Raw genomic sequence first — 18,621 nt, forward strand, 5'->3', positions numbered from 1 at the left:
GTTGGGATATCCTCCGTGGACCTCTATTCCGTTGCGCCCGTCGCAGCCCTGCTCCAAGCCGCCTCGGCGGCCGTCACCACCTTCTCCTCCGCGCTCGCACCCATCTCCGGTGCGAGCAGCACCGCACTCGTCATCGTCCTGGTCACGCTCCTGTTGCGGGCAGTTCTCGTACCGGTCGGCCGCGCCCAGGTGCGCGCCGAGTTCGTCCGCAGGCGCCTCGCCCCGAAACTCCGGGAGCTGCAACGCCGGTACCGGGCCGACCCCGAGCTACTGAACCGCAGGACAGCCGAGCTCTACGCGGCCGAGAAGGCGTCGCCCCTGGCCGGATGCCTGCCGACGCTCCTGCAGGCGCCGATCGTGTCGACCGTGTACGCGCTCTTCGTCCTCGCCAGCATCAACGGACAACCGAATCCGCTCCTCGCTCAGGAGCTCGGCGGCGTCCCGCTCGGCACGTCGTTCCTTGCGCTTCTGGGCACCACCCCGGTCTTCTGGCCCGGACTCATGCTGTTCGGAGCGCTCCTCGCCGTCATCGCCCTGACCGCGGGGCTCTCTCGACGACTGGCTGCGCGATACGCCTCTCCGGTCGTGCCGACAGCCCGGCCCGCTGCAGCACGGCTCGCCGCAACCCTCAGCTGGCTCCCGTTCCTGACGCTTGTGTTCGCGAGCGTGGTCCCGCTGGCCGCGACGCTCTACCTCACGGTGAGCACGGCCTGGACGCTCGTCGAACGCGGCATTCTCTACCGCTCGTTCGCTCCGACCGGGCCCGGGTCCTAGAGGGAGTCGAGGGCGAGGCGCAGGCGCACGACGTCGGCGAGGGAGTGCGCAAGCCGGTCGGCGGTGGCCTGGTCGGCCGCCTCGACCATGACGCGCACCATCGGCTCGGTGCCGGACGGACGCAGCAGCACCCGGCCGGTGTCTCCGAGTTCGGCTTCGGCCTCGCGCACGGCGGCGGCGATGACCTCGTCGGATTTCAGCGCGTGGTGATCGACGCCGCGCACGTTCACGAGGATCTGCGGGAACACGGTCATCACGGCGGCGAGCTCGTGGAGCGGCTTGCCGGTGCGGGCCATCTCGGCGACGAGGTGGAGTCCGGTGAGGATACCGTCACCGGTGGTCGCGAAGTCCGTCATGATGACATGTCCGGACTGTTCCCCGCCGAGGGACAGGCCGTTCGCGTTGAGCTCTTCGAGCACGTAGCGGTCGCCGACCTTGGTCTCGATCATGCGGATGTCGTTGGCCGCCATGGCCCTCCGGAGGCCGAGGTTGCTCATCACAGTGGCAACGAGCGTGCGGTCCTTGAGGACGCCGCGCTCGGCCATCGAGACGGCGAGGATCGCCATGATCTGGTCGCCGTCCACGATGTTGCCGTGCCGGTCGACGGCGAGGCAGCGGTCGGCGTCGCCGTCGTGGGCGATGCCCACGTCGGCACCGTGCTCGAGGACGGCCTTCGCGAGGTTGTCGAGGTGGGTCGAGCCGACCCCGTCGTTGATATTGAGCCCGTTCGGGTTGGCGCCGATGACGGTCAGCTGCGCGCCGGCATCCGTGAAGACCTGTGGGGACACGCCCGCGGCCGCGCCATTGGCGCAGTCCAGGACGACGTGGATACCGTCGAGGCGGTGCGGGAGGGTGCCGAGGAGGTGCACGACATAGCGGTCTTCTGCGTCCGCGAAGCGTGAGATCCGGCCGACATCGCCGGCGATCGGCGTGAGCTTGTCGTGGTCGAGGTGGGCCTCGATACGATCCTCGACGTCGTCGGGAAGTTTGGTGCCACCGAAGGCAAAGATCTTGATGCCGTTGTCGGGGGCGGGGTTGTGCGAGGCGGAAATCATCACGCCGAAGTCCGCACCGATGTCCGCGATCAGGAATGCCGCGGCCGGCGTGGGGATGACGCCGGCGTCAAGGACGTCGACACCGGAACTGGCGAGGCCCGCGGCTACTGCCGAGGCGAGGAATTCGCCGGAAATGCGCGGGTCACGCGCGAGGACGGCCACCGGACGGCGACCCTCGGCTCGACGCGATTCAGCGCGGCGACCCTGGGTGAGAACTGCGGCACTCGCCTGGGCGAGGCCCAGGGCCAGGCCAGCCGTGAGATCACGGTTGGCCAGGCCCCGAACACCGTCGGTGCCGAAAAGTCGAGGCATGTCGGCGCCGACTATCGATCTAGCGCTTCGAGAACTGAGGCGCCTTACGGGCCTTCTTGAGTCCGGCCTTCTTGCGCTCCTTGACGCGAGCGTCACGGTTGAGGAAGCCGGCCTTCTTGAGGATGGCGCGGTTGTTCTCTTCGTCGATCTGGTTGAGCGAACGCGCGATGCCGAGACGCAGGGCGCCGGCCTGGCCGGAGGGGCCACCGCCGGTGATGCGTGCGATGACGTCGTAGCTGCCGATCAGGTCGAGGACCTTGAACGGGTCGTTGATGAGCTGCTGGTGAAGCTTGTTCGGGAAGTAGTCCCCGAATTCGCGACCGTTCACCGTGATGGTGCCCGAGCCGGGAACGATGCGCACGCGGGCGATGGCCTGCTTGCGACGGCCCACGGCTGCGCCGGGAACGTTGAGGACGGCGCGGGGCGCCTTGGTTACGATTTCGGCCGGGGTCTCGGTGGAATAGCTCTCCGGAGCCTGGTCAATCTGATCTGCGATCTTCGCCACGATGGTGTGAATCCTTTTTTCTTAGAGTCGAGAAGTCTGGTGGCCGGCGCTACTGAGCGACCTGGGAGAGGGTGTACGGCTTGGGCTGCTGCGCAGCGTGCGGGTGCTCCGGGCCTGCGTAGACCTTGAGCTTCGCGAGCTGGGCGCGACCGAGCGAGTTCTTCGGCAGCATGCCGCGAATCGCCTTCTCAACCGCACGCGTCGGGTGCTTCTCGAGCATCTCCGAGTAGTTCTGGGCGGAAATGCCGCCCGGGTAACCGGAGTGGCGGTATGCGATCTTCAGTTCGAGCTTCTTGCCGGTGAGGGCGATCTTCTCGGCATTGACGATGATGACGAAGTCTCCCATGTCCATGTGGGGAGAGAACGTTGCCTTGTGCTTCCCCCGGAGGAGAACGGCGGCGTGGCTGGCAAGACGACCGAGCACGATGTCTGTGGCGTCGATGACGACCCAGTCGTGCTGGACTTCGCTTGCTTTGGGAGTATAAGTGCGCGTCACTGTTGTGCTGCTTTCTTGTTCGAACGGAGGTGTTCGTGAATCCCGCTCCGGGTGTGTTCCCCGACGGGGAACACGATCGATGGAGGGCTCACGTTCGTGTGCCTGGCTGCAACGCACAGACACCAAGGGTCAATGCTAGTCCGCCGGGAGCGTTGGCGCAATTCGCCTGCGCGATTCGGCGGCGCGCTGCGCTACTCTTCGTCCTCGTCGAGGGCGCGCCGGGCACGGGTCTCGAGGGCGCGGGCCGCGAGCCGGTCGTCGGCGGGATAGTCGACCGCGAGCAGGGTGAGGCCCTGCGGCGGCATGACCTTGAACTCGCTCGTGCGGGCCCGGTTGATCCGCAGCGTCGCGAGCCGCTCCCCTGCGAGCCGTCCCTCTCCGACCGCGACGCAGGCCCCGACGAGTGCCCGCACCATGCTGTGGCAGAAGGCGTCCGCCTGCACCGTCGCGACGAGCACGCCGTCCGGGTCCCGCCGCCAGCTGAACTCCTGCAGGGTGCGAATCGTCGTGGCGCCCGGCCGGGGTTTGCAATAGGTCGCGAAGTCATGCAGCCCGAGCAGGGACGCCGCGGCCACCTGCATCGGTTCCAGCTCGAGCGCGAAGCCGTGCCAGGTCGTGCGCAGCCGGTCCTGCGGGTTGTGCCCGAGCACCGAGTCGGCGATCCGGTACTCGTAGCGGCGCCAGTTCGCCGAGAACCGAGCGTCGAATCCGGGGGGTGCGACGGCGGATGCCTTGATCACGATCTCCGGCTGGGTCACCAGGATCCCCCCGAGCCTCCGCTGCACCATCACCGCGAGCGTCGCAGGGGTCCGGCCCCTTCCCCGTCGGAGCAGGCCCCCGACCTGGTCGGGGGTGAGGTCGAAGTGCGCGACCTGACCGAGGGCGTGCACCCCCGCATCCGTTCGCCCGGCGACGATGAGGGACGGATACGGCGGGTAGCTCTGCAGGATCGTGGCGAGTCCTGCCTCGATCTGGCCCTGCACGGTGCGGAGCTCTGGTTGAATCGCCCATCCCGAAAAATCGGTGCCGTCGTAGGCGATGTCCAGCCTGATCCGGGTGTTCTCCGGGAGCGGGGAGACAACAGGGGCGGCAGGAAGATTCACGGAGGTAAGTGTAAGTGCCGGGCCGGGTATCGTAGAACCCGGATCGGCTCCGCTCACCGCTATGAAACTCAGTTACCGCACTCCCGCATCCCTGCGCCCGGACTCTGAGACTCGGGATTCGCGCCGTTTCTCCGGCCTCGACGGCCTGCGCGGCATCGCCGTGAGCGTTGTGCTCGTCTTCCATTTCTTCCCACAGGTGCTGCCCGGCGGCTTCGTCGGCGTCGACGTGTTCTTCGTGATCAGCGGGTTCCTGATCACCGGTCTCCTCGTGGACGAATATGCCCGGTCCCGCCGGATCTCGTTGCGCCGGTTCTGGAGCCGCCGGGTGCGCCGGCTCGTGCCGCCGCTCGTTCCCCTCGTGCTGCTCTGCTGCACCGTGGCGTGGATGCTCGGGGGCGACGTGCTCGTCGGCCTCGGCTGGCAAGTTCTCGGCGCGGTCACGTTCGGCTACAACTGGGTGTCGATCGCAGGCTCCGCGAGCTACTTCTCGGCGACGAGTCCTGAGCTGTTCCGGAACCTCTGGTCCCTGGCCGTCGAGGAGCAGTTCTATCTGGTCTGGCCGTTTGCGCTGCTCGCGGTGCTGCTCATCCGGAGCGCCCGGATTCGCCTGGCGGTCGTGTGCACCCTCGGCGTCCTCTCCGTTCTCTGGATGGGGTTCCTGTTCCAGCCGGGCGCCGATCCGACCCGGGTCTACTACGGCTCGGACACGCACAGCTTCGGCCTCTTCGCCGGCGCGGCCCTCGCGCTGCTGCTGCGGCGCCCGAACGGCCTGGGCGCACTGACCCGCAACGCCAACGCCGGTGCCGCCCGCACCGGCCCAGCGGGCTTCACCCGGTTCGCCTCCCGGCTCGCCTCCCCCGCCCGGCTGCGCCCCTGGCTCGGCCTCGCCGCATTGCTCGGCATCGGTGCGGCTGCGGCGTGGTTGCCCGCCGCGGGCCCGTCGGCGTACCGGGGCGGACTCGCCGCTATCAGCCTGCTGTCCTGCGTCGTGATCTGGGCCGCCGTGCGCGGCGCCCGCTTCGGCCGCTGGCTCGACACCCCGGTGCTCCGGTGGATCGGCGAACGGTCCTACGGCATCTACCTCTGGCACTGGCCCCTCTTCGTGCTCGCCGGCGTCGCCTGGCCGGCCGCCGGCGTCGACGTGCACCTGCTCGTCGCCGCCGTCGCCGTGCTTGTGGCCGCAGCCTCGTACCGGTGGCTCGAGCAGCCGGTGCGGCGCAGGGGCCTGCGCGGCGGCATCCGCTCCCTGTCGGGTTTCGCGACCGAGTCGTGGTCCCGGCTCGCGGTTGTCGGCGTCGCAGCGATGGTCGGCCTGATCCTCGTCGGCGGCACGACGGCCGCTGTCGTCGTCGCACCGGCCGAGACGAGTGCGCAGGCACGGATCACGAGCGGCCGGCACATGCTCGAAGCCGCCCAGGCCGACCGGAAGCGCGAGGACGCCGAGCGGAAGAGCGACCCGACCGCGGCGCCCGCGCCGGTCGCACCGGGCGACCTGATCTCGGCCGTCGGCGATTCCGTGATGCTCGCCTCGGCCCCCGAGCTCGAAGACCGGTTCCCGGGCATCCTGATCGACGCCGCCGTGTCCCGGGGCATGCGCGCGGCTCCGGACATCCTTGCCGCCCAGGCCGCCGCTGGGACGCTGCGTCCGGTCGTCGTCGTCGGGCTCGGCACGAACGGGCCGATCACCACGGATGAGCTGCTCGCGATCGAGGCTGCGATCGGCCCCGACCGGAAGCTCGTGCTCGTGACCGCCTTCGCCGACCGGGACTGGACGGCCGGCGTGAACGAGGCACTCGCCGGCTTCGCCGCCCACCACCGCCTCGTGGGCATCGCCGGCTGGCACGACGCGATCGCGCCGCACACCGACGTCCTGGCCGGGGACAACATCCACCCGGGTCCCACGGGAGGGCGGATCTACGCCGACTGCATCGCGTCCGCGCTGGACTGGCTCGCCCCCCAGCATCCGTTGCACGGCCGGGACCCCTACCGGCTCGGCCAGGACCCCGTCGTCCTCCGCCCAGTGTCCTAGGAGATCAAAAAAGAAGGGCCCGACCGAAGTCGGGCCCTTCCAGGTGAAGCGGGTGAAGCGTGGGTTACTTGGCTTCCTCGACGGGAGCCTCGGCAACGACCTCGTCCTCGGCCGGGGCGTCGACGACGGCCTCGGTCTCGGCGGGGGCCTCGACGACGACCGGCGCGACGGCAGCAGCTGCAGCGGCGGACGTCTTCGCGGACTTGACCTTCGGGGTGACGGGCTCGAGGACGAGTTCCATCTGGACCATCGAAGCGTTGTCGCCCTTACGGAAGCCGAGCTTCGTGATGCGGGTGTAGCCGCCCTCGCGCAAGGCGACCTGGGGTGCGATCTCGGTGAAGAGCTCGTGCACGACGGTCTTGTCGCCGATGGTGGCCAGAACGCGACGACGGGCGTGCAGGTCGCCCTTCTTCGCGAACGTGATCAGTCGCTCGGCGACCGGACGAAGGCGCTTGGCCCGCGTTTCGGTCGTCTTGATCGACTTGTGGGTGAACAGCGAGGCGGCAAGGTTGGCGAGCATGAGGCGCTCGTGTGCCGGGCCGCCACCGAGGCGGGCTCCCTTAGTGGGCGTGGGCATTAGTAATCTCCAGTATCAAAAGTCAAAAGTCAGTCGGGAGACTGCTTTTAGATGGTTTCTTCGTCGTAGCCGCTGTAGAAGTGGGCGCCGTCGAATCCGGGCACCGAGTCCTTCAGTGACAGGCCAAGCTCGACGAGCTTGTCCTTGACCTCATCCACCGACTTCTGTCCGAAGTTGCGGATGTTCATCAGCTGGGTCTCCGAGAGGGCGACCAGTTCGCTGACGTTGTTGATGCCTTCACGCTTGAGGCAGTTGTACGAACGAACCGACAGATCGAGGTCTTCGATCGGGATCGACAGTTCGGTCGACAACACGGCGTCGACCGGCGCGGGGCCGATTTCGATGCCCTCTGCCGCGGTGTTCAGTTCGCGGGCCAGACCGAACAGCTCGGTCAGGGTGCGACCGGCGGATGCGATGGCGTCGCGAGGCGAGATCGCCGACTTGGTCTCCACGTCGACGACGAGGCGGTCGAAGTCGGTACGTTCACCGGCACGGGTCGCCTCGACGCGGTAGGTCACCTTGAGCACGGGCGAGTAGATCGAGTCGACCGGAATCTGGCCGGCCTCGGAGTACTCGTTGCGGTTCTGGGTGGCCGACACGTAGCCGCGGCCACGCTCGATGGTCAGTTCGAGTTCGAACTTCGCCTTGTCGTTCAGGGTGGCGATGACCAGTTCGGGGTTGTGCACCTCGACGCCGGCCGGAGCCGAAATGTCGGCGGCGGTGACCTGGCCGGCACCCTGCTTGCGCAGGTACGCGGTGATCGGCTCGTCGTGCTCGCTCGAGATGACGAGTCCCTTGATGTTCAGGATGATCTCGGTGACGTCTTCCTTGACACCGGGAACCGTGCTGAACTCGTGCAGCACGCCGTCGATACGGATGCTGGTGACAGCGGCTCCGGGGATCGAGGAGAGCAGGGTGCGGCGCATGGAGTTGCCGAGGGTGTAACCGAAGCCAGGCTCGAGCGGCTCAATGATGAACCGGGACCGGAACTCCGAGATGTTCTCCTCGGTGAGCGTGGGGCGCTGTGCGATAAGCACTATTGATTCCTTTCGGCAAAGTGTCCGCTATATGACACTTGCGAGGCGAGGTGTTGAGTGTGAAAGAAAAAAGAATCGCGCGGGGCCTGGACCGCTCCGTGAGGAGCAGTCCAGGCCCGGCGATCCGCGGCGACCGGGGTCGTCACGAGGACGAACCCGGCCAGTGCGGGTGCTTTAGACGCGGCGACGCTTCGGCGGACGGCAACCGTTGTGAGCCTGGGGCGTCACGTCGTTGATCGAGCCAACCTCGAGGCCGGCGGCCTGAAGGGAGCGGATCGCGGTTTCGCGGCCTGAGCCGGGTCCCTTGACGAACACGTCAACCTTCTTCATACCGTGCTCCTGCGCCTGGCGGGCGGCCGACTCGGCTGCCAGCTGTGCGGCGAACGGGGTCGACTTACGCGAACCCTTGAAGCCAACTCCACCTGAGGACGCCCAGCTGATGACCGCACCGGTGGTGTCGGTGATCGAGACGATGGTGTTGTTGAACGTGCTCTTGATGTGGGCCTGGCCCACGGCGACGTTCTTCTTTTCTTTCTTGCGCGGCTTCCGAACGGCCGACTTGGGTGCTGCCATGAATTTCTCCTGAATCCTAAAGGCGAGACGGGCCAGGCCGAGGCCTAGCGCGCCTTCTTCTTGCCGGCTACGGTGCGCTTCGGGCCCTTGCGGGTGCGAGCGTTGGTCTTGGTGCGCTGGCCGCGGACGGGCAGGCCCTTGCGGTGGCGGATTCCCTCGTAGCTGCCGATCTCGACCTTGCGGCGGATGTCGGCGGCAACCTCACGGCGGAGGTCACCCTCAACCTTGAAGGTTCCTTCGATGTAGTCACGGAGGGCGACGAGCTGCTCGTCGGTCAGGTCCTTGACTCGGATGTTTCCATCGATTTCAGTGTCGGCGAGGGTCTTGAGTGCCCTCGTGCGGCCAACACCAAAGATGTAAGTCAGTGCAACTTCCACGCGCTTATCGCGGGGAATATCAACGCCGGCTAGACGTGCCATTATGGCTTCTCCTGTATATGAGTGGAGGTCTGTAGCAGTGCCCGTTCATCGGCCTCCAACCGATGGTGTCCCCCCTCGCGGGGTTCCTGGCACTGCTATTTTCTGTATTCAGTTGAATCGTTCACCAGGGTGAGCCTGTCGGGTGACAGACTCCCACCGGCTAACCCTGACGCTGCTTGTGACGCGGGTTCTCGCAGATGACCATCACGTTGCCGTTGCGGCGGATGACCTTGCACTTGTCACAGATCTTTTTGACGCTGGGCTTGACCTTCATGGTGTGTCCTTGTATTCGCTGTCTTCGTACCCGCGGAATGCCGCGGGCCGTTACTTACAGCAACTTCTTACTTGTAGCGGTAGACGATCCGGCCGCGAGTCAGATCGTAAGGGCTCAGCTCCACGATCACGCGGTCCTCAGGAAGGATGCGGATGTAGTGCTGACGCATCTTGCCCGAAATGTGGGCAAGAACTTTGTGGCCGTTCGTCAACTCAACGCGAAACATCGCATTGGGAAGAGCTTCGACTACTGCGCCCTCGATTTCGATGACACCGTCTTTTTTGGCCATAACTCACTATCACTAGGTATTGATTGCTGGTCGTGCGGGGATATGGTGCTCTAGACACGCCGCAGGCGACGGCATCAGACACCAAGGATTTACTCTATGGTATGAAGTTGCCTTTTGGCAATTCTTCCCTATAATCCCTTGGCAATTGCTGCTGCCGCCGCCCGTTTCAGTGCGGAATCGTGCTGTTGTGTCGCTTCAGTGCCGATTGTGCTTTTTTGAGCCTGACGGGCCTAGAGCGTGCGCTGCACGCCTTCGACGACGGTGACGACGTCCGAGAAGAGCGGATGCGTCGCGTCGAGCCCGCAGACATCCGTCACGAAGCCCGCGGCCGTGAGGCTGCGGAGCTTGGCCTGGAGTTCGACGCTCTGCTCGTCGTCCGCCACGTCGAAGCGGAGGGCTGCGCCGACCGCCTCGAGCAGTGCCGTCGGGCGGGTGCCGCGTTCGGCGATCTCCGCGGCGGGGCCGATGAAGCGTTCGTGCCTGCTGAGCTTGCGGAGCGGCTGGCGTCCGACGCGCTGCACGGTGTCGGGAAGGGCCGGGTTCTTGAACCGAACCAGGATCTTCTCGCGATAGGCGCGCTGGGCGGCTTCGTCGAGCCCGTGCTTGGCCACCAGGAGGGCGCTGGTCTCCTCCAGGACGCGCCGGGCGCCGTCAAGCACCTCGGGTACCAGGAGGGCGTCCGAGATCTTCGTGACGCCGGCAACGGAGCCGAGGTAGGCGACCGTTGCGTGGCCGGTGTTGACCGTGAACAGCTTGCGCTCGATGTAGGGCGCGAGGTTGTCGACGAAGGTCGCACCGGGGATCACGGGCACGGCGCCGTTGAAGGCGCCGCGCTCGATGACCCACTCGTAGAAGGCCTCGACGGTGACGTCGATGCCACTGCCGTCCGCCTGCCCGGGAACGATCCGGTCGACGGCTGTATTGGCGAAGGCGACGCGGGCGTTGACGGCCGCGTGATCTCCCTCTGCCACGTGGAGCCAGACCTGTTCCGCGAGCACGTCGGTCGCGTTGATCGCGTTCTCGCACGCCATCACGGCGAGCGGGGGCAGCGACGCGTCGCGGGCCTCGAGTCCGGCGGCGATGACCGGGGCCACGAAGCGCAGCACGGTCGGGCCGACGGCGGTCGTGACGATGTCGGCCGTCGCGATCTCCTGGATCAGGGCGGCCTCGTCGGTCGCGCTGTTGATGGCGCGGAAGTTGTCGACCACGCGAGTGGTCGACTCCTCCCCCGCCTCATGCACCGAGTAGGTCGTCGCGGCCTTGAGGGCGTCGATCAGGGAAGCATTCACATCGGCGAAGACCACCTCGTATCCGGCGTCGTGAAGCAGGAGGCCGACGAATCCGCGACCGATATTGCCTGCACCGAAGTGAATTGCTTTCATTCTGCGTTGACCTCCTCGAGGAGAGCGTAAATCTCTCCTGCATTTCCTGCATCGATCAGTTTCTGTACTTCGTCCTCGTCCGAGAAGACGATGGCGATCTTCGAGAGGATCGCGAGGTGCTCGTTGTTGAGCCCCGCGATCCCGACTGCGAACCGGACCGGGTTGCCGTCCCAGTCGATGGGCGTGTCATAGCGGACGAGGGAGAGCGCCGAATGAAGGATCGACTCCTTCGCCTCGTTCGTGCCGTGCGGGATGGCGAGGAAGTTGCCCATGTAGGTCGACACACTCGCCTCCCTGTCGAACATCGAATCGACGTACGCCTGGGTCACTGCACCCGCGGCGACCAGCAGTGCGCCGGCCTCCTTGATGGCGTCGTTCTTCGTGGTGGCCGTTCCCGCGGCCACCACGTTGCCGGGCTCGAGGATCTGATCGGTCACAGTGTGGCCTCTGAGTCCGCCTTGCTCTGGAGCAATTCGACGACCTCGTCGTACTTCGGGCTGTTCATGAAGTTCGACACCGAAACGTGCACGGATGCCGGTGACTTCTGCTGGGCCCTCGCGGTGAGGTCCTGGTGGGTGATGACCAGGTCGGCGGTGCCGTCGAGGTTCGCGATGGCCTGGTTGGTCACCGTGATTCCTTCGATACCGGCCTTCTTGATCTTGTTCCGCAGGACGGAGGCGCCCATGGCGCTTGACCCCATGCCTGCGTCGCACGCGAAGACGATGTTCTTCAGCTGGTGGCCTGCGGCGGCCGCGGTGGCGGCATCCGTGGTGCCCGCAGCGGCGAGGTTGCCGAGGACGCTCGAGGACTTGCCCTTGAGGGCTTCGGTCTTCGCGACGGCCTCGGTGAGGTCGTTGTCGAGTCCGGCGGCGATGTCGCGCTTGCGGCTCGCACGGAGGATGACGGACGCGATCAGGAACGACACGGCCGCGGAGCCGATGACCGAGAGGACGACGCCGACGTAGCTGTCCGGTGCGGTCTGGAGAAGCACGGCGAAGATGCTGCCGGGCGAGGCCGGGGCGCGGAGACCGGTGTGGAACGCGACGTTGATCGCGACGCCGGTCATGCCGCCGCCGATGGTGGCGAGGATGAGGATCGGCTTCATCAGGACGTAGGGGAAGTAGATCTCGTGGATTCCACCGAGGAACTGGATGATGATCGCGCCGGGTGCACTGGCCTTGGCCAGTCCGACCCCGAAGAAGGAGAACGCGAGGAGCAGGCCGAGGCCGGGGCCGGGGTTCGCCTCGATCAGGAAGAGCAGCGACTTGCCGGATTCAGCAACCTGCTGCACGCCGATCGGGGTGAACACGCCGTGGTTGATGGCGTTGTTCAGGAACAGCACCTTGCCGGGCTCGACGAGGATGCTCGCGAGCGGCAGCAGGTTGTTGGAGACGAGCCAGTTGACTCCGCCCTCCAGCATGGTGCTGAAGCCGGTCACGACCGGAGCGATTCCGAAGAACGCGCCCAGGGCGAGGATGGCGCCGAGGATACCCGAGGAGAAGTTGTCCACGAGCATCTCGAAACCGGGGCGGATCTTGCCCGCCCACAGGCTGTCGAGCTTCTTGAGGAGCCAGGCGGAGAGCGGGCCGACGATCATCGCACCGATGAACATCGGGATCGCGCTGCCGACGATGACGCCCATCGTGGCGATCGAGGCGATGACGCCACCGCGGACGCCGTAGACCATCCGGCCACCGGTGTTGGCGATCAGGAGCGGGAGCAGGTACAAGATCATCGGGTCGACCATCTTGGCGACGGTCTCGTTCGGGGTCCAGCCGGTCGGGATGAAGAACGCGGTGATGAGGCCCCACGCGATAAACGCCGCGATATTGGGCATGATCATGCCGCTGAGGAAGGTGCCGAAGCGCTGCACGTGGACGCGCGCTCCGCCTCCGCTCTTCGTGTCAGTTGACGTCGTCGTCATTTCTCTGCCTTTCGTTGTGTGTTCGGGTTGTGATTGCGGGTGAGCGGTGAAACGACTCGCACGGACTAGTCCGTGTGAGAGAAGGTGGCGGCGAGCTTCGTCGCCGCGGCGCGAGCGGATGCCGCGCCGTCTGCCGCGAGGGCGACCGCGGCGAGTTGCCCGGCCTCCTCCGCGCTGAACCGGGCTAGTTCCGCCCGGACGTCGGAGAGTGCCGCAGAGGACATGGACAGGCTCGTGGCCCCCAGTCCGACGAGCACGACGGCGAGCAGCGGGTCCGCCGCCGCCTCTCCGCACACCCCGACCGGTTTGCCGCTGGAGCGGCCTGCTTGGCCGACCTCTCCGATCAGGCGCAGGACCGCGGGGTGCCACGGGTTCTGGTAGCCCGCCACGGAACCGAGGAGACGGTCGGCGGCGAGGGTGTACTGGGTGAGGTCGTTGGTGCCGATCGACGCGAAGTCCGCGTGCTGCAGGATGCGGTCGGCCAGGAGTGCTGCCGAGGGGATCTCGACCATGACGCCGGCCGTCTTGAGCCCGAGCTTGTGGGCGAGTTCCACGAAGTAGGTGGTCTCCTCGACCGTTGCGACCATGGGCGCCATCACCCAGACGTCGGCGTCGGTCGCGGCATCCGCTTCGGCGAGCGCGGTCAGCTGTTCGCGGAGGATGTCTTCGGAGGCGCGCAGGGCCCGGAGGCCGCGGAGGCCGAGTGCGGGGTTCTCCTCCGCTGCGTCGTTGAGGAACGCGAGCGGCTTGTCGCTTCCGGCGTCGAGCGCACGCACCACGACCTTCTTGCCGGGGAAGGCATGCAGCAGGCGTGCGTACTGTTCCGCCTGCTCGAGGATCGTCGGTGCGTTCCGGGAGCCGAGGAAGAGGAACTCGGTGCGGAACAGGCCGACACCTTCCGCGCCCAGTTCGACGGCCCTGGCGGCGCCGTCGGCGGAACCGAGGTTCGCGAGGAGCGGGATCGGGGTACCGTCCCGGAGTCGGCCGGGGCCGGTCGGGGCCTGGGCGCGCAGGGCGCGGGCACGGATGCGGGCTTCGGCCGTTTCGACTTCGGCCTCCGTCGGGGAGACGGTCACGGTGCCGGCTGCGGCGTCCACGATCACGAGGGTGCCGTCGGCGAGGTCGGTTGCCCCTGTGGCGCCGACGATCGCGACAATCGCCTTGTCGCGGGCGAGGATCGCGGTGTGGGAGGTCGGGCCGCCGTCACTCGTGACGAGACCGAGCACGCGGGTGAGGTCGAGCAGCGCGGTGTCGGCGGGGGCGAGGTCATGGGCGACGAGGATGAACGGTTCTTCCTGCTCCGGCACGCCGGGGGCTGCCCGGCCGCCGAGCTGGGCGATGACCCGCTGGGACACGTCGTCGAGGTCTGCCGCACGCTCGGCGAGGTACCCGCCGAGTTCGGTGAGCTGGTCGCGGAAAGTGGAGAAGGCCTCGAACACGGCGCGTTCCGCGGTCTTGCCGGTCGCGAGCCGTTCGGTGAGGTCGTCGACGAGGGTGGGGTCCTCTGCCATCATGGCCTGGGCTTCGAGGACTTCCTGGGCCGCTCCGCCTGCGCGTTCGGCGCGGCCTTCGAGGTCGACGGCGACAAAACGCTGCGCGGCCGCGGCTCGGGCGCCTTCGTCCTCCGGGGTGAGTGCGCTGGGGGTGTCGGTCGGTTCCGGGAGCGGTTCGGGCATCCGCAGCACCCGGCCGATGGCCACGCCCTGGCCGATGCCGGTTCCGGTCAGGTCTGTGCCGGACGTGGCGGATGCCGTCGCGAGGCTCATACCGCGACCCGCGTTTCGGAGGTCGCCGCGTCCGCGGCAGGCAGGTCGTGGTCGGCGGCGAGCAGGGATACGAGGGTGTCGAGGGTGGCACTGGCCCCGTCGTCGACGGTCGCGATGGTGACCTCGTCGCCGCTGCCGAGGCCGAGGGAGATCACGGCGAGGATGCTGGCGGCGTTGACCGCCTTGCCGCCGGCCTTTTCGATGGTGACCTTGACGCCGGAGTCGGCTGCCGCCTTGGTGAAGAGTTTCGCGGGGCGGGCGTGCAGGCCGTTCGCCGAGCCGATTCGAACTGTGCGTTCAATCATCGGTGGGGTTCCTTCCGGTGGAGAGTGGAGTGCTGTACTGGGTCATGCCACGGCTGCGAGCGCCGCGTCGAGTGCTTCGGCTCCGTCGCGGGCCGCGAAGATCGTGTCGGCCAGGAGAGCGCAGCCCACGCCGTGTTCGGCCGCCTGCGCCCGGATCTCGGGGAATCGTGCGGCCAGGTGCGGGCCGACGAGCAGGGCGTCGATGCCGTCGAGGGCATCGGGGAGTTCTGTTTCGCTGGCCGCGGCGACCGTGGCGACCAGGCCACGCTCGGAAATGGTCCGGCGCATCCGCAGCGCGACGAAGGTGCTGGACGCGCCCGCACCACAGATCACAAGAATCCTCATTGACTCAGCCTTTCGGTGTTTCGACTCTTTCAGTTTCGTCCGATGGCCTGGCCCCGGCCAGTAGAGCTGTTTCCGCACCCCCGGAAACACGGCGCGGGAATACCGGAGGGGTGCAGCATGATTGACTAGCTACGACAATGTGGAGTTTTGTGCGATGAGCGACAAACAAACGCGGATGCTGGAGTATCTGTCGCAGACGCCGGTCTGGGTGACCGCCGGCGAACTCGCCGACCACCTCGGGGTGACCCCTCGGACCGTGCGCAGTTACGTGACGAACGTGAAGGCGGCGGCGCATCCGCTCGACGTGATCGAATCGGGGACGGCCGGGTACCGGTTGGATCTCGAGGCGTACGCCGTGTTCCGGTCGAGCCGCAAGCCGGTCGAGCCGGACACCAGGCAGAACCGGCTCTATGCCCTCGTCAGGCGGCTCACCGAGTCGGACAGCGGCCTCGACGTGTACAGCCTCGCGGCGGAGCTCTTCGTGAGTGATTCGACGATCGAGGCCGATCTCGCCCGGGTGCGGTCGCTGCTGCCGGAGACCGGGCTCACGCTCGGGAGGCGCGGCAGCGTCGTGACCCTGGCCGGATCGGAGACGGACCGGCGCCGGCTGCTCAGCCGGATGTTCCGCGAGGAGACCGACCGCGGGATGCTCAACCTCGAGACCATCCAGCGCGAGTTCGCGTCGAAGAGCCTCAGCGCGTTCAAGACCGACCTGATCGCCATGCTCGACGCCCAGGGCTATTTCGTGAACGAGTACGGCACCAACGACGTGCTCCTGCACGTGGCGATCGCCGTCGACCGCGTCACCAAGCGCGCCGCGCCGCTCCCCGCCGAGCCGGAGGCCACTCCCCCTGACGAGATGACCAGGGCCCTCGCCGTGCTCATCAAGCGGCACTTCGACGTCGAGCTCGCGCTCGGGGACCTCGACTACATCGGACTCCTCCTCACCACCCGGGTGATCACGCCGGGTCACGACCAGCCGGCGAAGAAGCTCATCGAGAACTTCGTGCGCCCGGAGGACCTCGACGCGGTCAGGCAGATCGTGACGCAGGCGAGCGAGGAATTCCTCGTCGACCTCACCGAGGAGACGTTCATCGTGCGGCTCACCCTGCACGTGCGGAACCTGATCAACCGCGCCCAGGACCGGTCATTCGCACACAATCCGCTCACCCGGTCCATCAAGACGGGCTACCCGATGATCTACGAGCTCGCGGTGTACATCGCGAGCCAGTTGCAGCGCCAGGAGCGGATCGTGATCAACGACGACGAGATCGCGTACATCGCGATGCACGTCGGCGCGCACCTGCAGCAGCAGTCCCGCCGGGTCGACCTCGTCAGCTGCGCTATCGTCTGCCCGAACTATTACGACATGCACGTCCTGCTGCGGGAACGCATCGAACGTGTCCTCGGCGATGAGCTCGAGGTCGTCTCCGTCGTCACGAGGAGCGACGTGGACTGGAGCGGGCTCGAGGCCGACCTCGTGCTCACGACGATCGATCCGGGCAGCCTCGGCGACGGGATCATCGTCATCCAGCCGTTCCTGACCGAAGCCGACATCGAGCGGGTCCGGAAGGCCGCGAGCCGGGTGCGCCGGCTGCGCAGGCGCGCACATCTCAAGGACGACCTGCTGCAGTTCTTCGACGCCTCGCTGTTCTCGCACAACTTCTACGCGAACGACGAAAACGCCATGATCCGCGCGCTCGGCGACCGGATGGCCGCTCAGGGCATCATCGAGCCCGAGTACATCGTCGGCGCGATCGAGCGCGAACTGATGAGTTCGACGGCGTTCACCGACAACCTGGCCGTGCCGCACTCGATGTCGATGACCGCGAACCGCACGTCGATCGCGATCGTGATCAACGACACCCCGATGGACTGGGGCGAGGCTCGGGTCAACGTCGTCGCGCTCGTGGCGTTCAGCGCCGCGGGGCGCAAGAGCTTCCAGGATGTCTTCGACCAGTTCGTCGAGGTCTTCTCCGACCGCAACGACGTGCAGCGGCTGGTCCGCAGGTCGGTCGACTTCGCATCCTTCATCGACGAGCTCGTGCACCTGATGGACCAGTAGCCCTCACGGGGAAACCGGGATCAGGCGCGCAGTTCGGCCCAGCCGCGCGATTTGAACGCGTAGATGGCGAGGTCGAGTGCCTCGTCGCCGTTCTGGGAGGCGAACACGGTGTCGGGCAGGAGCGCGACGCCGACGCCCCGCTTGATCGCCTCCGCGCGGATCTTCTCGTAACGCGGGGCCAGATACGGGCCGACGAGCAAGACGTCGATCGGGTCCAATGACCCGGGAAGGTCGGATTCGCTGCCGGCGTGAACCGTCAGTTCGAGGCCCCTGGCCTCACCTGTGTGGCGGATGCGATGGGCGACGAAGGCGCTGGACGCCCCGGCACCGCAAACTACGAGAATCCTCATTGACCTGCTCATTTCTTCGGCGGGCTCTGCCCACTTCCATCTTCCCGCTAATCAGGGCCTTTGGCTAGCGGATGCCGCGCCCCGGCGCGCCGTCTCCCGCCCGCGAGAGTACACTTTTGGCCCTTAAGACCGGGTCTTAAGGGCCAAAAATGCGCTCTCGCGGAGGTACGCGCGCGTGTTGGGGCGGCGGGGCGGCGGCGGAGGGGTGGTTAGGGGATGGGGACGGGGATGACGCCGAGGGGGGCGAGCTGGGCTGCGCCGCCGTCCTCGGCGGTGAGCACCCAGATGCCGTCCTTGTGCACGGCGACGCTGTGCTCCCAGTGCGCGGCCGCGAGGCCGTCACTCGTCGCGACGGTCCAGTCGTCGTCGCGGACGAAGGTGTCGATCGATCCGAGCACGACCATCGGCTCGATGGCGACGACGAGTCCGGGCTTGACCTCCGGTCCCTTCTGGCGCACCCGGTAGTTGAAGACAGGAGGGGCTTCGTGCATGGACCGGCCGATGCCGTGGCCGACGTAGTCGGTCAGGATGCCGTAGCTGCCCTGCGACTCGATGTAGTCCTCGATGGCGTCGCCGACCTCGTTGAGGTACCGCGCCTCAGCGAGGCGGGCGATCCCGTGCCACAGGGACTGCTCCGTGACGTCGGAGAGTTTCTGGCGTTCGGCCACGACCTCAGGCCTGCTCGGGTCCGGGATCACGAAGCTGAAGGCGGCGTCACCGTTCCAGCCGTCGAGGATCGCGCCGCTGTCGATCGAGACGATGTCGCCAGGGGCGAGGACACGGGCGCCCGGGATGCCGTGGACGACGTCCTCGTTCACGCTCGCGCACACCGTGTGGAAGTAACCCTGCTCGAGCTTGAAGTTCGGCAGGCCGCCGCGAGCCACAATTGCGGCCTCTGCGGCCGCATCGAGCTCGAGGGTCGTGACACCGGCCCGCATCAGAGCGCGGGCCGCGTCGAGGGACGCGGCGGTCGCGAGGCCCGGTGCGATCATCAGCCGCAACTGTGCCGGCGACTTGTAGATGGATCGACGAAGGCTCATT

The 18,621-nt window shown here is 67.0% G+C and carries 21 protein-coding genes; 3 read left to right on the forward strand and 18 right to left on the reverse strand.

What is annotated here, in order from left to right:
• Positions 1-15 precede the first annotated feature (15 nt).
• A complete protein-coding gene (locus RHM57_RS14340) occupies positions 16-774 on the forward strand; it encodes a YidC/Oxa1 family membrane protein insertase (RefSeq protein WP_322188425.1) in 759 nt (252 codons plus the stop codon).
• Here the strand turns inward: RHM57_RS14340 and glmM are convergent.
• The 4 genes from glmM to RHM57_RS14360 form a co-directional block, all read right to left on the reverse strand.
• Positions 771-2,141, reverse strand: coding sequence for a phosphoglucosamine mutase (glmM, locus tag RHM57_RS14345; protein ID WP_134449917.1), 1,371 nt, complete (start codon positions 2,139-2,141; stop codon positions 771-773). The genes RHM57_RS14340 and glmM overlap by 4 nt on opposite strands.
• Positions 2,142-2,160: 19 nt before the next feature.
• The gene (gene rpsI, locus RHM57_RS14350) at positions 2,161-2,646 is read right to left on the reverse strand and encodes a 30S ribosomal protein S9 (protein ID WP_134449916.1); all 486 of its coding nucleotides are present in this window, start codon (positions 2,644-2,646) and stop codon (positions 2,161-2,163) included.
• Between the two features lie 49 nt (positions 2,647-2,695).
• On the reverse strand, positions 2,696-3,142 hold the full coding sequence (rplM, locus tag RHM57_RS14355) for a 50S ribosomal protein L13 (protein ID WP_134449915.1): 447 nt from the start codon (positions 3,140-3,142) through the stop codon (positions 2,696-2,698).
• 191 nt (positions 3,143-3,333) lie between these two features.
• Positions 3,334-4,245, reverse strand: a complete 912-nt coding sequence (locus tag RHM57_RS14360) for a tRNA pseudouridine synthase A (protein WP_322188429.1) — start codon at positions 4,243-4,245, stop codon at positions 3,334-3,336.
• 61 nt (positions 4,246-4,306) lie between these two features.
• Here RHM57_RS14360 and RHM57_RS14365 point away from each other — a divergent pair, with 61 nt between their 5' ends.
• Positions 4,307-6,274 carry an acyltransferase family protein gene (locus tag RHM57_RS14365; RefSeq protein WP_322188431.1) on the forward strand — a complete coding sequence of 656 codons (1,968 nt, stop codon included), beginning with the start codon at positions 4,307-4,309 and terminating at the stop codon, positions 6,272-6,274.
• Between the two features lie 64 nt (positions 6,275-6,338).
• Here RHM57_RS14365 and rplQ read toward each other — a convergent pair whose 3' ends face one another.
• From rplQ to RHM57_RS14425, 12 genes are all read right to left on the reverse strand, one after another.
• Positions 6,339-6,851 (reverse strand): 50S ribosomal protein L17, encoded by a 513-nt coding sequence (gene rplQ, locus RHM57_RS14370; protein WP_134557999.1) that lies wholly within the window; start codon positions 6,849-6,851, stop codon positions 6,339-6,341.
• Between the two features lie 47 nt (positions 6,852-6,898).
• Positions 6,899-7,888, reverse strand: coding sequence for a DNA-directed RNA polymerase subunit alpha (locus tag RHM57_RS14375; protein WP_134449911.1), 990 nt, complete (start codon positions 7,886-7,888; stop codon positions 6,899-6,901).
• A gap of 174 nt (positions 7,889-8,062) precedes the next feature.
• Positions 8,063-8,461 carry a 30S ribosomal protein S11 gene (rpsK, locus tag RHM57_RS14380; protein ID WP_022883249.1) on the reverse strand — a complete coding sequence of 133 codons (399 nt, stop codon included), beginning with the start codon at positions 8,459-8,461 and terminating at the stop codon, positions 8,063-8,065.
• 44 nt (positions 8,462-8,505) lie between these two features.
• The gene (rpsM, locus tag RHM57_RS14385; protein WP_134449910.1) at positions 8,506-8,880 is read right to left on the reverse strand and encodes a 30S ribosomal protein S13; all 375 of its coding nucleotides are present in this window, start codon (positions 8,878-8,880) and stop codon (positions 8,506-8,508) included.
• A 160-nt stretch (positions 8,881-9,040) separates the two neighbouring features.
• Complete coding sequence (gene rpmJ, locus RHM57_RS14390) at positions 9,041-9,154, reverse strand: 50S ribosomal protein L36 (RefSeq protein ID WP_035834639.1); 114 nt, start codon at positions 9,152-9,154, stop codon at positions 9,041-9,043.
• Positions 9,155-9,221: 67 nt separating this feature from the next.
• Entirely contained in the window at positions 9,222-9,443 is a 222-nt protein-coding gene (gene infA / locus RHM57_RS14395) for a translation initiation factor IF-1 (RefSeq protein WP_022883252.1), read from the reverse strand.
• A gap of 230 nt (positions 9,444-9,673) precedes the next feature.
• The gene (locus RHM57_RS14400; RefSeq protein WP_322188433.1) at positions 9,674-10,825 is read right to left on the reverse strand and encodes a mannitol-1-phosphate 5-dehydrogenase; all 1,152 of its coding nucleotides are present in this window, start codon (positions 10,823-10,825) and stop codon (positions 9,674-9,676) included.
• Positions 10,822-11,262, reverse strand: a complete 441-nt coding sequence (locus tag RHM57_RS14405) for a PTS sugar transporter subunit IIA (RefSeq protein ID WP_134449908.1) — start codon at positions 11,260-11,262, stop codon at positions 10,822-10,824. Before RHM57_RS14405 ends, RHM57_RS14400 begins: the two co-directional genes overlap by 4 nt.
• A complete protein-coding gene (locus RHM57_RS14410) occupies positions 11,259-12,749 on the reverse strand; it encodes a PTS mannitol transporter subunit IICB (protein ID WP_134449907.1) in 1,491 nt (496 codons plus the stop codon). The genes RHM57_RS14405 and RHM57_RS14410 overlap by 4 nt, the downstream gene beginning before the upstream one ends.
• A gap of 65 nt (positions 12,750-12,814) precedes the next feature.
• Positions 12,815-14,515, reverse strand: a complete 1,701-nt coding sequence (ptsP, locus tag RHM57_RS14415; protein WP_134449906.1) for a phosphoenolpyruvate--protein phosphotransferase — start codon at positions 14,513-14,515, stop codon at positions 12,815-12,817.
• A complete protein-coding gene (locus RHM57_RS14420; protein ID WP_322188435.1) occupies positions 14,512-14,820 on the reverse strand; it encodes an HPr family phosphocarrier protein in 309 nt (102 codons plus the stop codon). The genes ptsP and RHM57_RS14420 overlap by 4 nt, the downstream gene beginning before the upstream one ends.
• 42 nt (positions 14,821-14,862) lie before the next feature.
• Positions 14,863-15,165, reverse strand: a complete 303-nt coding sequence (locus RHM57_RS14425; protein ID WP_134449904.1) for a PTS sugar transporter subunit IIB — start codon at positions 15,163-15,165, stop codon at positions 14,863-14,865.
• A gap of 154 nt (positions 15,166-15,319) precedes the next feature.
• Between RHM57_RS14425 and RHM57_RS14430 the strand changes: the two genes are divergently transcribed.
• Positions 15,320-17,230 (forward strand): BglG family transcription antiterminator, encoded by a 1,911-nt coding sequence (locus RHM57_RS14430; RefSeq protein WP_134449903.1) that lies wholly within the window; start codon positions 15,320-15,322, stop codon positions 17,228-17,230.
• A gap of 20 nt (positions 17,231-17,250) precedes the next feature.
• Here RHM57_RS14430 and RHM57_RS14435 read toward each other — a convergent pair whose 3' ends face one another.
• Both RHM57_RS14435 and map read right to left on the reverse strand, forming a co-directional pair.
• Positions 17,251-17,580: a PTS sugar transporter subunit IIB gene (locus RHM57_RS14435; protein ID WP_166788281.1), complete on the reverse strand. Its 330-nt coding sequence runs from the start codon at positions 17,578-17,580 to the stop codon at positions 17,251-17,253.
• A 209-nt stretch (positions 17,581-17,789) separates the two neighbouring features.
• The gene (map, locus tag RHM57_RS14440) at positions 17,790-18,620 is read right to left on the reverse strand and encodes a type I methionyl aminopeptidase (RefSeq protein ID WP_134449901.1); all 831 of its coding nucleotides are present in this window, start codon (positions 18,618-18,620) and stop codon (positions 17,790-17,792) included.
• Between the last annotated feature and the right edge of the window lies 1 nt (position 18,621).

Source organism: Cryobacterium sp. 10S3 (assembly GCF_034344045.1).
Taxonomy (GTDB): domain Bacteria; phylum Actinomycetota; class Actinomycetes; order Actinomycetales; family Microbacteriaceae; genus Cryobacterium; species Cryobacterium glucosi.